15 protein-coding genes and 2 tRNA genes are annotated in these 17179 nt (G+C 56.2%); 4 read left to right on the top strand and 13 right to left on the bottom strand.

Going from position 1 to position 17179, the window contains the following annotated elements; translation table 11 throughout:
- Positions 1-76 precede the first annotated feature (76 nt).
- The gene (locus MWU64_RS07395) at positions 77-2128 is read left to right on the top strand and encodes a BCCT family transporter (RefSeq protein WP_247063023.1); all 2052 of its coding nucleotides are present in this window, start codon (positions 77-79) and stop codon (positions 2126-2128) included.
- 73 nt (positions 2129-2201) lie between these two features.
- On the opposite strand, the gene lipA is transcribed toward MWU64_RS07395, so the two are convergent.
- The 13 genes from lipA to MWU64_RS07330 all read right to left on the bottom strand — a co-directional run bounded on the left by lipA (position 2202) and on the right by MWU64_RS07330 (position 13723).
- Positions 2202-3248 carry a lipoyl synthase gene (gene lipA / locus MWU64_RS07390; protein WP_247063021.1) on the bottom strand — a complete coding sequence of 349 codons (1047 nt, stop codon included), beginning with the start codon at positions 3246-3248 and terminating at the stop codon, positions 2202-2204.
- A gap of 130 nt (positions 3249-3378) precedes the next feature.
- Complete coding sequence (locus MWU64_RS07385) at positions 3379-4656, bottom strand: aminotransferase class I/II-fold pyridoxal phosphate-dependent enzyme (RefSeq protein WP_247063019.1); 1278 nt, start codon at positions 4654-4656, stop codon at positions 3379-3381.
- 111 nt (positions 4657-4767) lie between these two features.
- Positions 4768-5979: a serine hydrolase domain-containing protein gene (locus tag MWU64_RS07380; RefSeq protein ID WP_247063017.1), complete on the bottom strand. Its 1212-nt coding sequence runs from the start codon at positions 5977-5979 to the stop codon at positions 4768-4770.
- A 93-nt stretch (positions 5980-6072) separates the two neighbouring features.
- A complete protein-coding gene (locus MWU64_RS07375) occupies positions 6073-6507 on the bottom strand; it encodes a PACE efflux transporter (RefSeq protein ID WP_247063016.1) in 435 nt (144 codons plus the stop codon).
- A gap of 109 nt (positions 6508-6616) precedes the next feature.
- A tRNA-Met gene (locus tag MWU64_RS07370) sits at positions 6617-6693 on the bottom strand.
- A gap of 91 nt (positions 6694-6784) precedes the next feature.
- Positions 6785-7876 carry a redox-regulated ATPase YchF gene (gene ychF / locus MWU64_RS07365; protein WP_247063014.1) on the bottom strand — a complete coding sequence of 364 codons (1092 nt, stop codon included), beginning with the start codon at positions 7874-7876 and terminating at the stop codon, positions 6785-6787.
- A gap of 82 nt (positions 7877-7958) precedes the next feature.
- The gene (gene pth, locus MWU64_RS07360; protein WP_199007606.1) at positions 7959-8549 is read right to left on the bottom strand and encodes an aminoacyl-tRNA hydrolase; all 591 of its coding nucleotides are present in this window, start codon (positions 8547-8549) and stop codon (positions 7959-7961) included.
- A gap of 21 nt (positions 8550-8570) precedes the next feature.
- Positions 8571-9212 carry a 50S ribosomal protein L25/general stress protein Ctc gene (locus tag MWU64_RS07355; protein WP_247063235.1) on the bottom strand — a complete coding sequence of 214 codons (642 nt, stop codon included), beginning with the start codon at positions 9210-9212 and terminating at the stop codon, positions 8571-8573.
- 174 nt (positions 9213-9386) lie between these two features.
- Positions 9387-10337 carry a ribose-phosphate diphosphokinase gene (locus MWU64_RS07350; RefSeq protein ID WP_247063006.1) on the bottom strand — a complete coding sequence of 317 codons (951 nt, stop codon included), beginning with the start codon at positions 10335-10337 and terminating at the stop codon, positions 9387-9389.
- A 52-nt stretch (positions 10338-10389) separates the two neighbouring features.
- A tRNA-Gln gene (locus tag MWU64_RS07345) sits at positions 10390-10464 on the bottom strand.
- A 19-nt stretch (positions 10465-10483) separates the two neighbouring features.
- Entirely contained in the window at positions 10484-11347 is an 864-nt protein-coding gene (ispE, locus tag MWU64_RS07340; protein ID WP_247063004.1) for a 4-(cytidine 5'-diphospho)-2-C-methyl-D-erythritol kinase, read from the bottom strand.
- A gap of 4 nt (positions 11348-11351) precedes the next feature.
- Complete coding sequence (lolB, locus tag MWU64_RS07335) at positions 11352-11978, bottom strand: lipoprotein insertase outer membrane protein LolB (protein ID WP_247063002.1); 627 nt, start codon at positions 11976-11978, stop codon at positions 11352-11354.
- Complete coding sequence (locus tag MWU64_RS07330; RefSeq protein ID WP_247063000.1) at positions 11975-13723, bottom strand: tetratricopeptide repeat protein; 1749 nt, start codon at positions 13721-13723, stop codon at positions 11975-11977. Before MWU64_RS07330 ends, lolB begins: the two co-directional genes overlap by 4 nt.
- A gap of 235 nt (positions 13724-13958) precedes the next feature.
- Here MWU64_RS07330 and hemA point away from each other — a divergent pair, with 235 nt between their 5' ends.
- From hemA to prmC, 3 genes are read left to right on the top strand one after another with little or no spacing between them, the layout of a single operon-like run.
- The gene (hemA, locus tag MWU64_RS07325; protein WP_247062999.1) at positions 13959-15248 is read left to right on the top strand and encodes a glutamyl-tRNA reductase; all 1290 of its coding nucleotides are present in this window, start codon (positions 13959-13961) and stop codon (positions 15246-15248) included.
- Positions 15245-16333 (top strand): peptide chain release factor 1, encoded by a 1089-nt coding sequence (prfA, locus tag MWU64_RS07320; protein ID WP_247062998.1) that lies wholly within the window; start codon positions 15245-15247, stop codon positions 16331-16333. The genes hemA and prfA overlap by 4 nt, the downstream gene beginning before the upstream one ends.
- A gap of 7 nt (positions 16334-16340) precedes the next feature.
- Entirely contained in the window at positions 16341-17174 is an 834-nt protein-coding gene (gene prmC, locus MWU64_RS07315; protein WP_281496297.1) for a peptide chain release factor N(5)-glutamine methyltransferase, read from the top strand.
- Positions 17175-17179: the final 5 nt, after the last annotated feature.

The following is a 17179-nucleotide window of genomic DNA, read 5'->3' as shown; positions in this document are numbered from 1 at the left end:
TGCTAGGTGCTTCTGTACCTGCATGGACAATCGAAAATCGGAATTCAATATCTAACAGAAGGATGGGTGTCGGTTTATGGCTTCTGACAAGAAAGCGATGCGGTCGACCATACTGGTGCCGGTGTTCATACCGGCCGTCGTGGTGGCGTTGTTACTCGTTATCGGAACAATCAGCAACCCGGAAATGGCTGGCGAGGCGTTCAGCGCCACGCTGAGTTGGATCACGGAGACATTCGGTTGGTTCTACATGCTCTCTGTCGCCATATTTCTGGTGTTTATTGTGTCGGTGGGAGCCTCCAAGTGGGGCAATATCAAGCTTGGCCCGGACCATGCCGAGCCGCAATACACGTTCCCTGAGTGGTTCGCGATGCTGTTCTCGGCGGGTTACGGCATCGCTTTGTTGTTCTTCGGGGTGGCGGAGCCGGTCTTGCATTATGCGGCACCGCCCGCAGGTGCCGCGGAAACCGTCAATTCCGCGAAGCAAGCCATGCAGATCGCGTTCTTCCATTGGGGCTTCCACATCTGGGCTATTTACGGTTTGGTGGGCCTTGTTCTGGCGTACTTTGCCTTCCGTCATGGCTTGCCGCTCTCGATTCGTTCGGCACTCTATCCCTTAATTGGCGAGAAGATCTATGGCCCCATCGGGCATGTGGTGGACGTGTTTGCCATTCTCGGAACCATGTTCGGTATCGCCACAACCCTTGGATTGTCCGTCACTCAAATTAATGCGGGGATTAACTACCTCTGGTCTGACGTCCCGATCAACACCACTGTGCAGATTATCGCGATTGCGGTCATTACCGCTGCAGCCACTGTGTCCGTTGTCGCGGGCATGGACAAGGGGGTAAAACGGCTGTCCATTCTCAATATGGTTCTGGCCATTTCCCTGATGCTGTTCGTGTTTATCGTAGGGCCGACCATCCACATTCTGGAAACCTTCCTGCAGAACACCGGCAGTTACCTGAGTGGCATTGTTGAGCGCACCTTTAACTTGCAAGCCTATACCCGCAGCGACTGGATCGGTAACTGGACGTTGTTCATCTTCGGCTGGACCATCGCCTGGGCCCCGTTTGTCGGGATGTTTATTGCGAAGATCAGTCGCGGACGAACCATCCGGCAGTTTGTGTTTGGCGTAATGCTGGTCCCTTCGGTATTTACCTTCCTGTGGTTCTCCGTCTTTGGCGACACGGCGTTGACGCTCATTATGAATGAGGGGTTGGATACGCTGATTAATGATGTCCAGGCAGATCATGCCGTGGCCTTGTTCAAGTTGTTTGATGTGTTGCCTTGGTCTTTCTTTATCTCATTACTGACAGTGCTGTTGATCGTGACATTCTTCGTAACCTCATCGGACTCCGGTTCGTTGGTGATCGACTCACTCGCGTCCGGTGGTGTGATTGAAACTCCCGCCTGGCAGCGTGTGTTTTGGGCGGTATTGGAAGGTGCGGTTGCGTCGGTCTTGTTGTTGGCGGGTGGCTTGAGCGCCTTGCAGACTATGACCATTGCCAGCGCCTTGCCGTTCGCCATCATCATGCTGATTGCTGCTGTAGGTATGTGGCGGGCCCTGGTGATCGAAGGACACCGTGAAACCAGTCTGCAGGCCCATATGATGACTAACCGGCATATGACCGGCTCCCAGTGGAAGCATCGCCTGGCGGCCATTGTGGAATTCCCGGGCAAGAAGGAAGTGGAAATGTTCATCAAGAACACGGCCATGAATGCTATGCGGGAAGTAGAGCAGGAGCTGAAGGCCAAGGGCTGGGATGCGACCGCCGAGTTTGATTCTGAAAACCAGCGCTCTCACTTGCAGGTGCACCGGGAGCACCACGTCGACTTCATCTACGATGTGCGTCTGACCGAGCACCCGATGCCGGGCTTTGTTTATGGTGAGCTCAAGCGCGACCCGGACAAGCCGGAAGTCTATTATCGGGCCGAGGTGTACATGCGCCGGGGCGGTCGTTCCTACGATGTGTTCGGCTACGATGAGCATGACATCATCAAGGACATTCTCGACCAGTTTGAGAACTACCTGCACTTCCTGGATATCTCGCCGGGCAAACTGCCCTGGGAGATGGATGAGCATGATGACATGATCAACACCGACGACCCGGAGCCAGGCAAGGCCTGATCCGGAATACCATCAAAAAACCCCGCCTGACATCGTCAGGCGGGGTTTTTTTAGTGCCGGCAGCAGTTCCGGATCAGTCGATAGCCTTGACTGGAATCTGCATGGCCTGGTCTGGCGTGGGCACTTCCGGCACGGCCAGCCCGAGGTTGTTCTTGTCGAACACCCGGTCAGCGCGGTAGCTGGAACGCACCATGGGGCCGGAGGGCACTTCCATAAAGCCCTTTTCGAGGCCGATTTCACGGTAGCGGTTGAACTCTTCCGGAGTCACATAGCGTTCCACCGGCAGGTGGTTCGGGGTGGGGCGCAGGTACTGGCCGATGGTGAGGATGTCTACGCCGATGGCGCGCAGGTCATCCATGGTTTCCAGGATTTCTTCTTCGGTTTCACCCAGGCCGACCATCAGGCTGGTCTTGGTGAGCACGTCTGGCCGGTGTTTCTTGGCGTGGGCCAGGACGCTCAGGGTTTTCTCGTATCCGGCGCGGGGGTCGCGGACACGGCTGGTCAGGCGTTTGACGGTTTCCACGTTCTGGGCGAATACATCCAGGCCGGAATCCACGACTTTTTCCACATCGCTCATCACCGCATCAAAGTCCGGAGTCAGGGCTTCAACGGCCACTTCCGGGGTGCGCTGTTTGATGGCAGATACGCAGGCGGCGTAGTGAGCGGCGCCGCCGTCGTCCAGGTCATCCCGGTCGACCGAGGTCAGTACGATGTAACGCAGGCCCATCAGCTCAACAGACTTGGCGGTGTTTTCCGGTTCTTCCGGATCCAGCCAGCCTTTCGGGTTGCCGGTATCAACCGCGCAGAATTTACAGGCGCGGGTGCAAACCGAACCCATGACCATGATGGTGGCGGTGCCGTTGGTCCAGCATTCACCGATGTTCGGGCAGTGAGATTCCTGGCAAACCGTGCTTAAGCGATGCTCTGACACGTTGCGACGTACCGCTTCGAAACGTTCCCCGCCGGGCATGCGCGCTCTCAGCCATTTTGGCTTGCGCTCCAGAGGTTTGTCTTCCGCATTTGAGACTGTTCGCTTTACGCCATCTTTGATGGCGGCGAAACCGTGTTCGTTGCGGAATTTGGAACCACTGGTAATGCGGGGTTTTGCGCTGTCGCTCATGGCGTCGGGAGCTCTCGAATCAGATAAGGTGAGCTCTAAAGGTTAAAGGGCGGGGCGTGCAGTTACAAGGAGGATACGGGCAATCACGAGGGTACCGGGCACGACTTTGGTCGTACCCGGTTGATGAAGATCAGGCCTGGGACTTGTCCAGCGCCTGAGCTACGTCGACAATGATGTCTTCAACATCTTCAATGCCGATGGACAAGCGCACCAAGTCTTCACTCACACCTGCACTCTTCAGTTCGTCTGCATCGAGCTGACGGTGTGTGGTGGTGGCGGGGTGGCATGCCAGGGACTTGGCATCACCAATGTTGACCAGGCGCAGAATCAGGTCCAGCGCGTCGATGAACTTGGCGCCGGCTTCGCGGCCGCCTTTGATGCCGAAGCTCAGAATGCCGCTTGCTTTGCCACCGCAGATCTTTTCGCAGGTGGCTTTGAATGGGCTGTTTGCCAGGCCCGCGTAGTTTACCCATTCAACGGACGGGTGATCCTGCAGGAACTGGGCGACTTTCTCGGCGTTGGAACAATGGCGCTCCATGCGCAGAGCCAAGGTTTCCATGCCCTGCATGATCAGGAAGGAGTTGAACGGCGATAACGCAGAACCAGTGTTACGCAGCGGTACCACGCGGCAGCGACCGATAAAGGCGGCTTCGCCCAGCGCTTCGGTGTAAACCACACCGTGGTAGGACGGGTCTGGCTCATTCATCATCGGGAACTTGTCGGCGTTGCCTTTCCAGTCAAACTTGCCGGAATCCACAACAACGCCCGCTACGGTTGTTCCGTGGCCACCAATGTACTTGGTCAGTGAGTGAATCACGATGTCGGCACCGTGTTCGAACGGACGGCACAGAACCGGTGTGGCGACGGTGTTATCCACAATCAGCGGAATGCCGTGTTTATGAGCAATTTCGGCCCACTTCTGGATATCGACAATGTTACCCGCAGGGTTGCCGATTGATTCGCAGAACAGCGCGCGAGTCTGGTCGTCGATGGCGTTTTCCAGAGCGTCGTAATCGTCGTGAGCCACCATCTTACAGGTGATGCCCTGGTTTGGCAGCGAGTGCGCGAACAGGTTATAGGTGCCGCCGTAAAGCTGACCGGTACTGACGATGTTGTTGCCAACCCGGCAAATAGTTTGCAGGGCGTAGGTGATGGCGGCCATGCCGGACGCAACGGCCAGCGCGCCGATGCCACCTTCGAGGGCGGCCATGCGCTCCTCAAGAACCGAGTTGGTCGGGTTCATGATGCGGGTGTAAATATTGCCCTGAACCTTTAGGTCAAACAGGTCAGCCCCGTGCTGGGTATCGTCAAAGGTGTATGACGTGGTTTGATAAATCGGCGTGGTTGCGGCCTTGGTGGTCGGGTCGCTTTTGAAGCCGGCGTGCAGGGCGAGAGTTGCTGGTTTCATGACAACAGTCCTTGCTGATGATTTGTTCGTTATGGGCTAAAGAAGCCGAGTATGCCACAGGCCGCAATGATCGAATAGGTAGTGTTACGTAATGCGGGCCAGCCGTGTGTTTCAGGTTACGGCGCCATAGACCAGGGCTCTCAATTCTTGCCGGATCGGGTAAGACGATGACGGCATCAGTTGCGTCATAAAGATAACCACCAAGTCCTCGTCGGGGTCCACGAAAAAGCTGGTGCTGGCCAGCCCACCCCAACCAAATTCACCCTCAGACCCGACGGTGTGAGACGCGGCGACATCGGTTTTTACTGAAAAGCCCAAACCGAACCCGCTGCCTTGGTAAGGCGTTTCGCTGAATCCGCCTATCGATAGCGCGGGTAGGTCCTGATTTCCGGGCAGATGGTTCCGGCGCATGAATTCGAGCGTTTTGCGTCCAATAATGCGCTGGCCCTGAAATTCACCGCCCTGACACAGCGCCTGAGCGAATCTGTGGTAATCGTCGACGGTAGACACCAGTCCTCCGCCACCGGACAGAAAACGCGGTGGCTTTAGATACTTTGATCGTTCCGGGTCGTCCTGAAGTTTCATGGTGTCGCCCGGTTGGTACAGGTAGCAGGCGGCAAACCGGTGTTGCTGATCGGCGCGAACGTGAAAGCCCGTATCGGTCATGCCCAGTGGCTTGAAGATGTGATCGTCGAAGTAGTCATCCAGCGACTGGCCAGAGAGCAGCTCTACCAAATACCCGAGCACATCGGTGGATACCGAGTAATTCCAAGCGGTTCCGGGTGAGAATTCCAGAGGCAATTCCGCCAGCCGGTTGACCAGCTTGTCCAGTGTGAGAATGGAGCTGCCATCCAGCTTCAGCTTTCGGTAGGCCGCGTCTACCTCGGTTCTTTCGGTGAACCCGTAGGTCAAGCCGGAGGTGTGGGTCATCAAATCCCGAATGGTCATGGCCCTGCTGGCGGGTTCGGTTTCGAAATCGGGATAGCAGCCGCTTTTATAGACCCGCAAATTGCGCCAGGAAGGAATGTACTTGTGTACCGGATCGTTCATAAGGAATTTGCCTTGCTCGTAGAGCTGCATCATGGCGATCGAGGTCACCGGTTTGGTCATGGAATAAATGCGGAATAGGGTGTCGCGCTGCATCGGGCGGTTGCGTTCAACGTCCATCAGCCCCTGAGCTTGTGCCCAGACCACTTTGCCGTGACGGGCCACGAGGGTGACCGCACCGGCCAGTTTGCCGGGCTGAATGTAGCGTTCATCGAAATGGCGTGTGAGTCGCTCGAGGGCGTTAATGGATAAGCCGGACGCGATGTGTTCAGACATAGCAGCAGATTCCAGAAGGTATAAAACGAAAAAGCCCGATCCAGGAAGGTCGGGCTATACAGAATACTGCGCGCGGAGGTTGGAGTCGAACCGCTATTCGGGGAGGCCCGCCGGTTGATCGTTATCCGGGAAAACGGTGTCATAGCACCACGTGAACACAAAAGCGTAGACTAAGTAGAACACCACAAACGCGATATCAACGATCAAGGCCTCGAGTAGTTCGATGTTCATCCACCAGGCGATGATGGGCAAAAACACCAGCATCAAACCGAACTCAAAACAAATCGCGTGCAGGGCGCGGATTTTCAGAGTTTTTCGGGTGGAGCCAGTGATGTGCTTCAGGCTGTGGTCAAACATCAGGTTGTAGAGGTAGTTCCAGGCTGTGGCGATGGTCGCGCCGATCGCGGCAAGTACGCCGGTCTGCCCGAGATCAAAGTCAAAAACGAAAGCGGCGAGAGGTGTCGATATCAGCAGGCCAATAACTTCAAAGGAGATGGCTTGGCGGATTCTGTCTCTGGTGGTTCTCATAGCAAGGCTGCCATGCAAAGCGGGTCGTCCCGCACGAATCTCCCGGGATGGGTGAGGTCGTCCTCAAAACAGAAAAGGGCCACCGCGTGAACGGTGGCCCTTCGAATACTGGTAGCAAGGGGCGGAGTCGAACCGCCGACCCCAGCATTATGAGTGCTGTGCTCTAACCAACTGAGCTACCTTGCCAAATCGTTTCGGGGATCACCCCAAACGAGGCGCGTATTTTCGGCATTTGGCTTCAAGCTGTCAAGGCTTCCGGGCCAAAATTTCCGAAAAATTACACGTTAAAGCGGAAGTGGATGACATCGCCGTCTTGAACGATGTATTCCTTGCCTTCCAAACGCCATTTGCCGGCTTCTTTTGCACCGGCTTCGCCGTTGTATTGCACGAAATCGTCGTAGCTGATCACTTCGGCACGGATGAAGCCGCGCTCGAAATCGGTGTGAATAACGCCAGCGCCTTGAGGAGCCGTTGCGCCAACGCGAACGGTCCAGGCGCGCACTTCTTTCACGCCAGCGGTGAAGTAGGTCTGCAAGTCCAGCAGCGCGTAGCCGGCGCGGATAACGCGGTCGAGGCCCGGTTCTTCCATGCCCATTTCATCAAGGAACATGGCTTTTTCGTCGTCTTCCAGCTCGGAGATTTCAGCTTCGATCTTGTTGCAGATGGGTACGACCACCGCATTTTCAGACGCAGCAATGTCACGGACAACGTCAAGGTGAGGGTTGTTCTCGAAACCGTCTTCGCTGACGTTGGCGATGTACATGGTCGGTTTGATGGTGAGCAGGCACAGCTCACGAATCAGCGCCAATTGATCGTCATCGAGGTTCATGCTGCGAACCGGCTTGCCTTCGTTCAGCACCGGCAGCAGTTGTTCGAACATCTCGAGTTGGGCTTTGGCTTCTTTGTCGCCGCTTTTGGCAACACGCTGCACACGTTTGATGGCTTTCTCAACGGTGTCGAGGTCGGCAAGGGCGAGCTCGGTGTTGATAATTTCAATGTCAGAAGCCGGGTCAACTTTGTTGGCAACGTGGATGACGTTGCTGTCTTCAAAGCAACGAACAACGTGTGCGATGGCGTCAGTCTGGCGGATGTTGGCCAGAAACTGGTTACCCAGGCCTTCGCCTTTGGATGCGCCGGCAACCAGGCCGGCAATGTCTACGAACTCCATGGTGGTTGGCACCACGCGTTCAGGTTTGACGATCTCGGCCAGTTTGGTCAGGCGCGGGTCGGGCATGGCGACTACGCCAGCGTTCGGCTCGATGGTGCAGAACGGGAAGTTCTCGGCGCCAATACCGGCTTTGGTGAGTGCGTTGAACAAAGTTGATTTGCCGACGTTTGGTAGGCCGACAATGCCGCAGTTAAATCCCATGGAATGCCTCTGCTGGAACTGATAATTTGCGCGGATTATACCGGTGTATCGGTATAGGTGCGAGTAAGGGGTTGTGACCTGTTCAGGCCGTAGGCTTGAAGCTGTGCAGGCGGTTCATAGCCGCTGCAAGTTTGCCGGTGGCGGCGTCGGGCAGTACGCGCATGATTTCTGCGGTGACGGCATTGAGTTCTTCGGTTTCTTTTTTACCGAGACGGCCGAGCACGTAGCCGGTTACCTTGCGACTGTCGCCGGGATGGCCGATGCCGATGCGAAGGCGTTGGAAGTCTTTGGTGCCCAGATGTGCGATAGCGTCGCGCAACCCGTTGTGGCCGCCGTGGCCGCCGCCTTTTTTAAGCTTGGCTGTGCCGGGGGCGATATCGAGCTCGTCGTGGGCAATCAGGATGTTTTCAGGCGCGATCTTGAAGAAGTCTGCGAGCGCCTTGATGGCCAGGCCGCTGCGATTCATGAACGTGCTGGGGTTGAGCAGGTGCAGGTCGAGGCCCTGCCAATGGATGCGAGCGTAAAGCCCGTGGTACTTCTTTTCGGGGCGGAGCGTCTGACCCGCATCGCGGGCCAGCGCTTCGACGAACAGGGCGCCGGCATTGTGGCGGGTATTCTCGTAGTCGGCACCGGGATTACCCAAGCCAACCACCATGACAATATCCTGTGCCATATGCCAGTCCCTCCGGAGTAATTACTCCTCGCCGCCTTCCTCGGCTTCTTCCGCGTCTTCGGCGTCATCAGCCTTGGCGCCTTTCGGCTTCTGGATAGACACAACAGCCTGGTCGTGCTCAGAATCGTGCTGCAGAGCCGGGATACGAACGCCTTCTGGCAGTTTCAGGTCGCTCAGGTGAACAACTTGATCCAGTTCCACGTCGGTCAGATCGATCTCGATGAACTCTGGCAGATCTTTAGGCAGACACGCTACTTCAACTTCAGTCAGCAGGCGGAAAGCCACGCCACCAAAGGTCTTGATCGCAGGAGCGGTGTCTTCGTTCACCAAGTGAACCGGAACCTGAACAACGATTTCGTGGTCTTTGTCTACACGCAGGAAGTCAGCGTGGATCAGGCGCAGCTTGTACGCGTGACGCTGCAGATCCTTCAGGATAACGCTTTCTTTCTTGCCTTCCAGATCGATGGTCAGGATCTGAGAGAAGAAAGATTCGTTTTCCAGAGCTTTTTTCAGCTCGTTTTCCCAGATGGAGATGGAAACGGCATCTTTGCCTTCGCCATAGATGATTGCTGGGATTTTCTTTTCCTCACGACGCAGGCGGCGGCTCGCACCTCTCCCCTGATCGTCACGAGGAAATGCTTCAATAACAAATTCCTGGGACATGATATGTACCTCAATCGTCATCTGAACCGCCCGCGACCAGGCTTTTGGACAGATGATGTTTTTTGAATAGCCGGAGAATTATTTCTCAGGCTGACTAAAAGAGTCGGGAGCCTTGTTAGGCTCCCGACTCTGATACGGTATCAGCGTGATAAAACGTTTTTCGGGGGTTCCGAATTACACGTTCTCAAACAGCGCGCTGATTGATTCTTCGTTGCTGACGCGGCGAATAGATTCCGCAAGCAGGCCAGCCATACTGAGGACGCGGATTTTATCACAATTCTTCGCTTTGTCACTCAGCGGGATCGTGTCGCAGACGATCAGTTCGTCCAGCTCAGATCCGTTAATATTCTCGATTGCCGGGCCAGACAGTACCGGGTGGGTAATGTAGGCAACAACGCGTGAAGCACCACGATTTTTCAGCGCTTCAGCGGCTTTGCACAGAGTGCCGGCGGTATCCACGATGTCGTCTACCAAGATGCAGGTCTTATCGGCAACATCACCAATGATGTGCATAACCTGGGATACATTGGCTTTCGGGCGACGTTTGTCGATGATGGCCAGGTCGGCATCGTCCATGCGCTTGGCAACAGCACGTGCGCGAACTACACCGCCAACGTCGGGGGATACCACAACAAAGTTTTCGAAACGTTGCTTCTCAATGTCTTCCAGCATCACAGGTGTTGCGTAGATGTTGTCTACCGGAATATCGAAGAAGCCTTGAATCTGGTCAGCGTGCAGGTCAAGCGTCAATACACGATCCACGCCGATGCTGGAGATCATGTCGGCGACGACTTTAGCGCTGATGGCGACTCGTGTTGAACGAACACGACGGTCCTGGCGTGCATACCCGTAATAAGGCACAACCGCGGTGATTCGTGATGCAGAGGCGCGACGCAGGGCGTCAGCCATCACGATCAGTTCCATCAGGTTGTCATTGGTTGGGTAGCAGGTGGGCTGAATGATGAAAACATCATGGCCACGTACATTCTCATTGATTTCAACGGTGGTTTCGCCATCGCTGAAGCGGCCAACAGTGGCTTCGCCCATGGGAATGTGGAGTTTCTTTGCGATTGCTTCGGCAAGCTCAGGATTGGCGTTGCCAGCGAAGATCATCAGTTTTGACACGACGGCATCCTTCTCGGTATCGGCGGTTGATTCAGAAGAAGCGGGAGAAAGGTGGCTGGGGTGGCAGGATTCGAACCTGCGCATGACGGGATCAAAACCCGTTGCCTTACCACTTGGCGACACCCCAGTATCGTGCTTTTTTGGCATCATCTTAGCTCTGTTAGCTTTGTGTGAAGTGGTGAAATGTTCACCCCTTTAGCTACGAACCCCTTGATGCCGGAGGGTTTGCTTTCCCAGATGATCCGCGCTGCGGATTCTGTAGGGAAACGTCCAAAAATGCAAGCCCCGGTTCCGGTTAATCTTGCAGGTCCGAATTGTGCAAGCCATTCCAGGCTTCGGTCAACCTCAGGATACAGTTCACGAACTACATCCTCGCAGTCATTTCGGTACCTCGAGGCGTCTCCCTCAAAAGCGGGGCGTATTTTCAATTTTGGGGTGTCTCTTGTCAACCCTTTTTCTGAAAAAATCTTTCCGGTATTAATTTTACAGTTTGGTTTTAGTACCAGAAACCAGTCCTGGGGCGGGTTTGCGGGGGTCAGGATTTCTCCCACACCTTCACCGATGGCTGCCTTGCCGCGAACGAAAACGGGCACGTCGGCACCCAGTGTCAGGCCGATGTCGGCCAGTTCGTCTTCACTCAGGTTCAAATTCCAAAGATAGTTCAAACCGAGAAGGGTGGTGGCGGCATTGGAGCTGCCTCCGCCCAACCCGCCACCCATAGGTAGGCGTTTGTTCAAATGAATGCTTACACCGGGCAGGGGTTCTGAACTGCGCGGCGCCAGTGCCCGGGCGGCCCGGATGATGAGGTTCTGGTCGTCCGGGACGCTTTCGATGGAGTTTTCCAGGCGCACCCCCGGCTGCTGCGGGGTCAGTGTGAAAGTTAACTCGTCGCCGTAGTCCAGGAACTGGAACAGGGTTTGAAGTTCGTGATAGCCGTCCGGGCGCTGGCCGGTGATGTGCAAAAACAGGTTTAGCTTGGCCGGCGAGGGCAGGGTAATGCGGGTTGTCACTGGGTTAGTCCTCACGTTGCCAGCGGCTGATGACCACGCGCACGCGTTTGTCGCCTTTCAGGGCGGTGATTCGGGCGGGTAGTTCGGGCAGGGTTTCTATGAACGGTTGCCAGCGGTCGTACCGGATTTCCCAGCCGTCTTGTTCAAGAATGGCCAGTTTGTTCTGCTCATCGAACAGCAGGCGAAAGTCGCCGTCAGGGGCGGGCAGGCCTTTGATCCACCAGGTCAGATTGTCGATGGGCAGTTGCCAGCCCGTGGCTGCCTGAATCAGTTTCTCCGGTTCTGAGGACTGGTAGTGGTCGCCGTTCGGCATCGTTAGCTGGATGTATCCCGGCACCCCTTTTAGCTGGGTGCTGCCCATGCCCAGAAACGACGACGACAACGCCAGTTCGTAGCTTTCGTTGCGCTGTTGCCAGCGGTTGATCACGGCAGTCCCGCTGTCAGAGGGTTGTTTCACCGCCAGCTTGCCCGACAGCAACCAGTGGTTGAATCGGGTTAGTTTATCCGAGTGGGCCGCCCACTCGGCGGGTGGTTGTTCAGTCATGCCCTCGGGCAGCGGTTCGAGCTGTATGGTGGTACAGCCCGTTATCGAGAAAAGCAGTGCCAACAAGGGGAGCGTTCCGCGAATCATTCTTCGTTCCCTTCGTTGGTCAGGCGCTCAATGGTTTCGAGCAGAATCTCGTGATCGGGGTCTTTGTCGAGACCTTCTTCCCAGATAATGCGAGCTTGTTCTTCTTCGCCGATGCTCCACAGTGCTTCGCCGTAATGGGCCGACACTTCAGGATCTGAATAGGCGCCCCAGGCTTCTGACAGGTACTCCAGCGCTTCCATCGTGCGCCCTTGTTTGAATAAGACCCAGCCCATGCTGTCCAGAATGGCAGGGTTGTCGGGGTCGAGGGCTAGGGCGCGCTCGATATAGCCCTGTGCTTCCTGCAGGCGATCGGTTCGTTCGGTCAGGATGTAGCCGAGCGCGTTGAGAGTGATCGAGCTGGCGGGCTCTATGTCGAGAATGGCTTTAAGGTCTTGTTCCGCCTGCTCCGGATTACCCTTCGCATCATGCAGCATGGCGCGTGCATAGCGAGCTTCAACGTTGTCGGGATGTTCTTCAAGAGCCCGATTGGTGGCAGTCAGAGCACTGGCTTTCTGGTCTTGATCAATCAGCAGGTTGATTTCCAGTAGCCAGAACTTTTCGGCTTGTTCCGGGTTGTTGGCTCTCAGCGATTGGATATGGCTGAGCGCTTCATTCAGCTCGCCTGCCTGAGCTTGCAGTTCACTGGCGCGGGATAGGGCAGGGAAGTAGTAATTGCCCGATTCCACGCTCTGGTAGTGATTGATGGCCAGCTCGGTGTTTCCGGCTTCTTCTTCAATGCGGCCAAGGTAATACCTGGCTTCGTTCGTGTGGTGGCCCTGCTCAACTAGCGCGTTAAGATCGGCGCGGGCGGTATCGAGTTGCTGGTTTTCCAGTGCCACCAGAGCGTGGGACAGTTTCAGTCCCGGTGTGTCCGGATGGCGTTTGACCAGTCGCTGGAACTCGTCCTGAGCCGCTTGCAGCTTTTTCTCGTTAATGAGGATTCGGCCGTAAAGTGTGCCCATCTGGCGATTGTCAGGGAACCGGCGGGTATTGCTGGTGAGGTGATTTAGTGCCGCTTTCGTCTGCCCGGTTTGATACAGCAAATCGCCTTTAAGTGTAATGGCCGGCTGAAAGTTCGGGTGCGCGCTGATTAACGGTTCCAGTCGCTCCAGGCCAGATTGAGGGTCGCCGGAGACTTTCATCAGCAGCGCAATGCCGTATTCCAGATCCGGGGTGTTCGGGTGGCGTTCGGCTAACTGCAGGTACAGAGTCAGTAACTCTTGTTGCTGGGCAGGCGGTAGTTGGGTCGCCATGGCGGCGAGGCTGTCAAAATCAGCGTCTTCGCCCTGATCCATGATCTTTTCCATGTGATACAGCGCCGTTTTCAGGTTTTGCCGTTTGACGGCCTGAATGGCTGCTACACGGTGGGCCTGAATGTTTTCCGGCGACTTCTCGAGCCACAAATCGGCCAGTTGTTGTTGGGCATTGTCGGCATTCAGGGTTTGGGCAATGCGCATGGCTCGTTCGATCACGCCATCGTCTTCGGAGGTTTTTGCCGCCTGAATATAGTTCACCAGAGTCACATCGTAGCGACCCCGTTGCGCCGCGATTTCTGCCGACAAGAGCTGATAAAGCACTTCGGGTTCGAAGTCTGCGTACTCAATCTCTGTTTGCTCGGGTGCCGGGGTGGCAATGGGTTCGGGGGCCGGTTGTGTTGATGACCCTGAAAAACTTGAGCAGCCGGATAAGGTGGCGAAGCTAATTCCCAGCAGGCAGGTGGCCAGGTATGGTGCGTTTCTTTGCATGCAGCGTCCTGTGAGCTCGAGGCTGTGTTTCAGAATGACCGTTCTTTACCTGAAAAAAATTGAGGCAGATCGGATCGTGGTCAAGGCCGAGCGCCTATAATGGCATAAGCGCTTGAAGTTGCCCAACATGTCCGCAGTTGCCGAAGCCCGGGTGTTTTCAGGTGGCAGGCGCGAGCGGGCGCCGGTAGAATGAGGCTGCTTATCTTTTACTGGACTGAGGTGTTTTGAGCTCACCATGGCATTGCTGACACTGGGAATTAATCACCGCACTGCGCCCGTGGAAATCCGCGAGCGGGTCGCGTTTACGCCTGAGCGGATGGCCGAGGCCTTCTCCGAACTGCGGGCGGCGACGGGTGCCAGTGAAGCCGGCATCTTATCGACCTGTAACCGCACGGAACTCTATCTGGCGGGCGACGACGATTGCGCGCCAGCGCTGTTGCGCTGGTTGGCCGGGTTCCACGATCTGGACGCGGCGGATCTGGAAAACGTGATCTACGTGCACCGAGATTCCGATGCCGTGCGGCATATGATGCGTGTGGCGGCTGGCCTTGATTCCATGGTGCTGGGTGAACCCCAGATTCTTGGCCAGCTGAAAGATGCCTACGCTCTGGCGCGGGAACACAACGCCACTGGCGCTTTCTTGTCTCGCCTGTTTGAACACACCTTTTCCGTTGCCAAGCGGGTCCGGACAGAAACGGCGATCGGCGAAAACCCGGTGTCGGTTGCTTACGCGTCAGTCAGCATGGCGCATCAGATTTTCGCGGACATGTCCCGCAACAAAGCACTGTTGATTGGTGCCGGTAAAACCATCGAACTGGTGTCTCGCCATTTGGCCGATGCCGGTGTGCGTGATTTTCTGGTCGCCAACCGGACGCTGGAGCGTGCCCAAACGCTGGCTGAGATCCACGGCGGAAAAGGCATTGTCCTTTCCGAAATTCCGGATCATTTGGCCGATGTTGATATCGTCATCTCCTCAACCGCCAGCCCGCTGCCGATTCTTGGCAAAGGCGCTGTCGAGCGCGCTTTGAAAAAACGTAAACATCGCCCCTATTTCATGGTGGATATTGCCGTACCCCGTGATATTGAGCCGGAAGTGGGCGCTTTGGCGGATGTATACCTCTATACCGTTGACGATTTGCGCCAAGTGATAGAAGAAAACGTACGCTCCCGGGAAGGCGCTGCCCGCGAGGCCGAAAACCTGATTGCCAGCGGCGTTCAGGATTTTCTGGACCAGCTGCGCGCGCTAGATGCCGTGTCGACATTGAAAGTGTTCCGTTCACGGGCGGAATCGCTGCGCGACGCGGAAACCGAGAAAGCGCTCAGGGCGCTGCGCAATGGTGCCGACCCGGAAACCGCTCTCCGAAGCCTGGCGCGGGGCCTCACAAACAAACTTCTGCACCAACCATCTACTCAGGTTCGTAAAGCCATGGCGGAAGGGCGTACCGAAGTTGCGGACTTCCTGCGTGAGCTTTATCAACTTGAAATGTTGGATGCTGACGAGCCCACCACCACGGAAAAACTATGAAGTCATCGATTAAATCCCGCCTTGAACAATTAGTAGAGCGGTTCGAGGAGGTGAATGCGCTGTTAAGCGATGCCTCAGTGATTGCCGACCAGAACAAGTTTCGTGATCTTTCCAAAGAGTACGCAGAGATCGAACCTGTGGTGAAGTGCTTTCAGGCATGGCAGCAGTCTCTGGATGATATCAGCGAGGCGAAAGAGTTGGCCAAAGACGGCGATGCCGACATGCGCGCCATGGCCGAAGAAGAGCTGGCCGACGCCCAATCTCGCAGCGAAGAACTGGATGCGGAACTGCAACGGTTGATGTTGCCGAAAGACCCGAACGACACCAAAAACGTGTTTCTGGAAGTCCGTGCCGGTACCGGTGGTGATGAAGCCGCTATTTTTGCCGGTGACCTGTTCCGCATGTATTCCCGTTACGCAGAAAAGCGCCGCTGGCAGGTTGAAATACTCAACGAGAACGAAGGCGAACACGGCGGTTATAAAGAAGTCATTGCCCGTTTGTCGGGTGAGGGCGTGTACGGCGCCCTTAAATTCGAATCCGGTGCACACCGGGTTCAGCGAGTGCCGGAAACTGAATCTCAGGGCCGTATTCATACCTCGGCGTGTACTGTGGCCGTCATTCCTGAAGCAGACGAAGCAGAAGCCGTTGATATCAACAAAGGCGATTTGCGCGTCGATACTTTCCGGGCCTCCGGTGCCGGTGGGCAGCACGTAAACAAGACCGACTCGGCTATCCGCATCACTCACCTGCCCACAGGGTTGGTGGTGGAGTGCCAGGAAGAACGGTCGCAGCACAAAAACCGCGCCAAAGCCATGAGTTTGCTGGCCTCGCGGCTGCAGAATGCCGAGCTGGAAAAACAGCAGCAAAGCATGGCCGAAACCCGGAAAAGTCTGGTGGGTAGCGGTGATCGCTCAGAGCGCATCCGCACCTACAACTTCCCGCAAGGCCGGGTGACCGATCACCGCATCAACCTTACGCTGTATAAGCTGGATGAAGTGGTTGGTGGTGATCTGGATGCGGTGGTGGTGCCGCTGCAACAGGAACACCAGGCGGAATTGCTGGCCGAACTGTCACAGGATCAGTAACCCCTTGTTGACCTGCGAAGCTCTGATAAAAGAAGCCGCGGCCCGAATCGGTGGTGATTCACCCAAGCTGGATGCCGAATTGCTGCTAAGCCACATCAGTGGCCTGAGCCGCACCAGCTTTCGGGCCTGGCCCGAGCGGGAAATCCCGGCGGCGCAGGCGGAACAGTTTTTCGAACTGGTCGCCGAGCGGGTTGAGGGCAAGCCCGTTGCGTACCTGCTCGGCCAGCAGGAATTCTGGTCGTTGCCTCTGACAGTGTCCACGTCCACCCTGATACCTCGCCCCGACACCGAATGCCTTGTAGAAACCGCTTTATCGCTTGAGTTGCCTGAAACCGCGAAAGTTCTGGATTTGGGCACCGGCACGGGCGCGATTGCCTTGGCGCTCGCCAGCGAGAAGCCCGATTGGCAGGTCACCGCCACCGACCGCATTGCCGAAGCGGTCGAACTGGCCCGCGAGAACAGCCAGAATCTGAACCTTCCCATCACCGTGCTTCAGAGCCACTGGTTCGACGACATCCCGGCCGACACCTTTGATTTACTCATTTCCAACCCACCCTATATCCCGGCCAGCGACCGCCATCTCAGCGAGGGCGATGTGCGCTTTGAACCGGCATCCGCTTTGGTTGCCGGCGACGACGGGCTGGATGATATTCGCTTGTTGGTTACCCAAGGGCTGGCGTGGTTGAACGGCGATGGTTGGATGATGCTGGAACACGGCTACGACCAAGGTGAGGCGGTTCGGGAGTTGTTTGCCTGTGCCGGTTGGCGCAACATAGAAACCCGCAAAGATTACGGCGGTAACGACCGCATGACCCTGGCCCGCAAGCCAGCCAGTGACTAACTGCG

The sequence above is a fragment of the Marinobacter sp. S0848L genome, assembly GCF_023016065.1.
Lineage (GTDB): Bacteria > Pseudomonadota > Gammaproteobacteria > Pseudomonadales > Oleiphilaceae > Marinobacter.
This window is presented reverse-complemented; position numbering and strand designations above follow the sequence as displayed.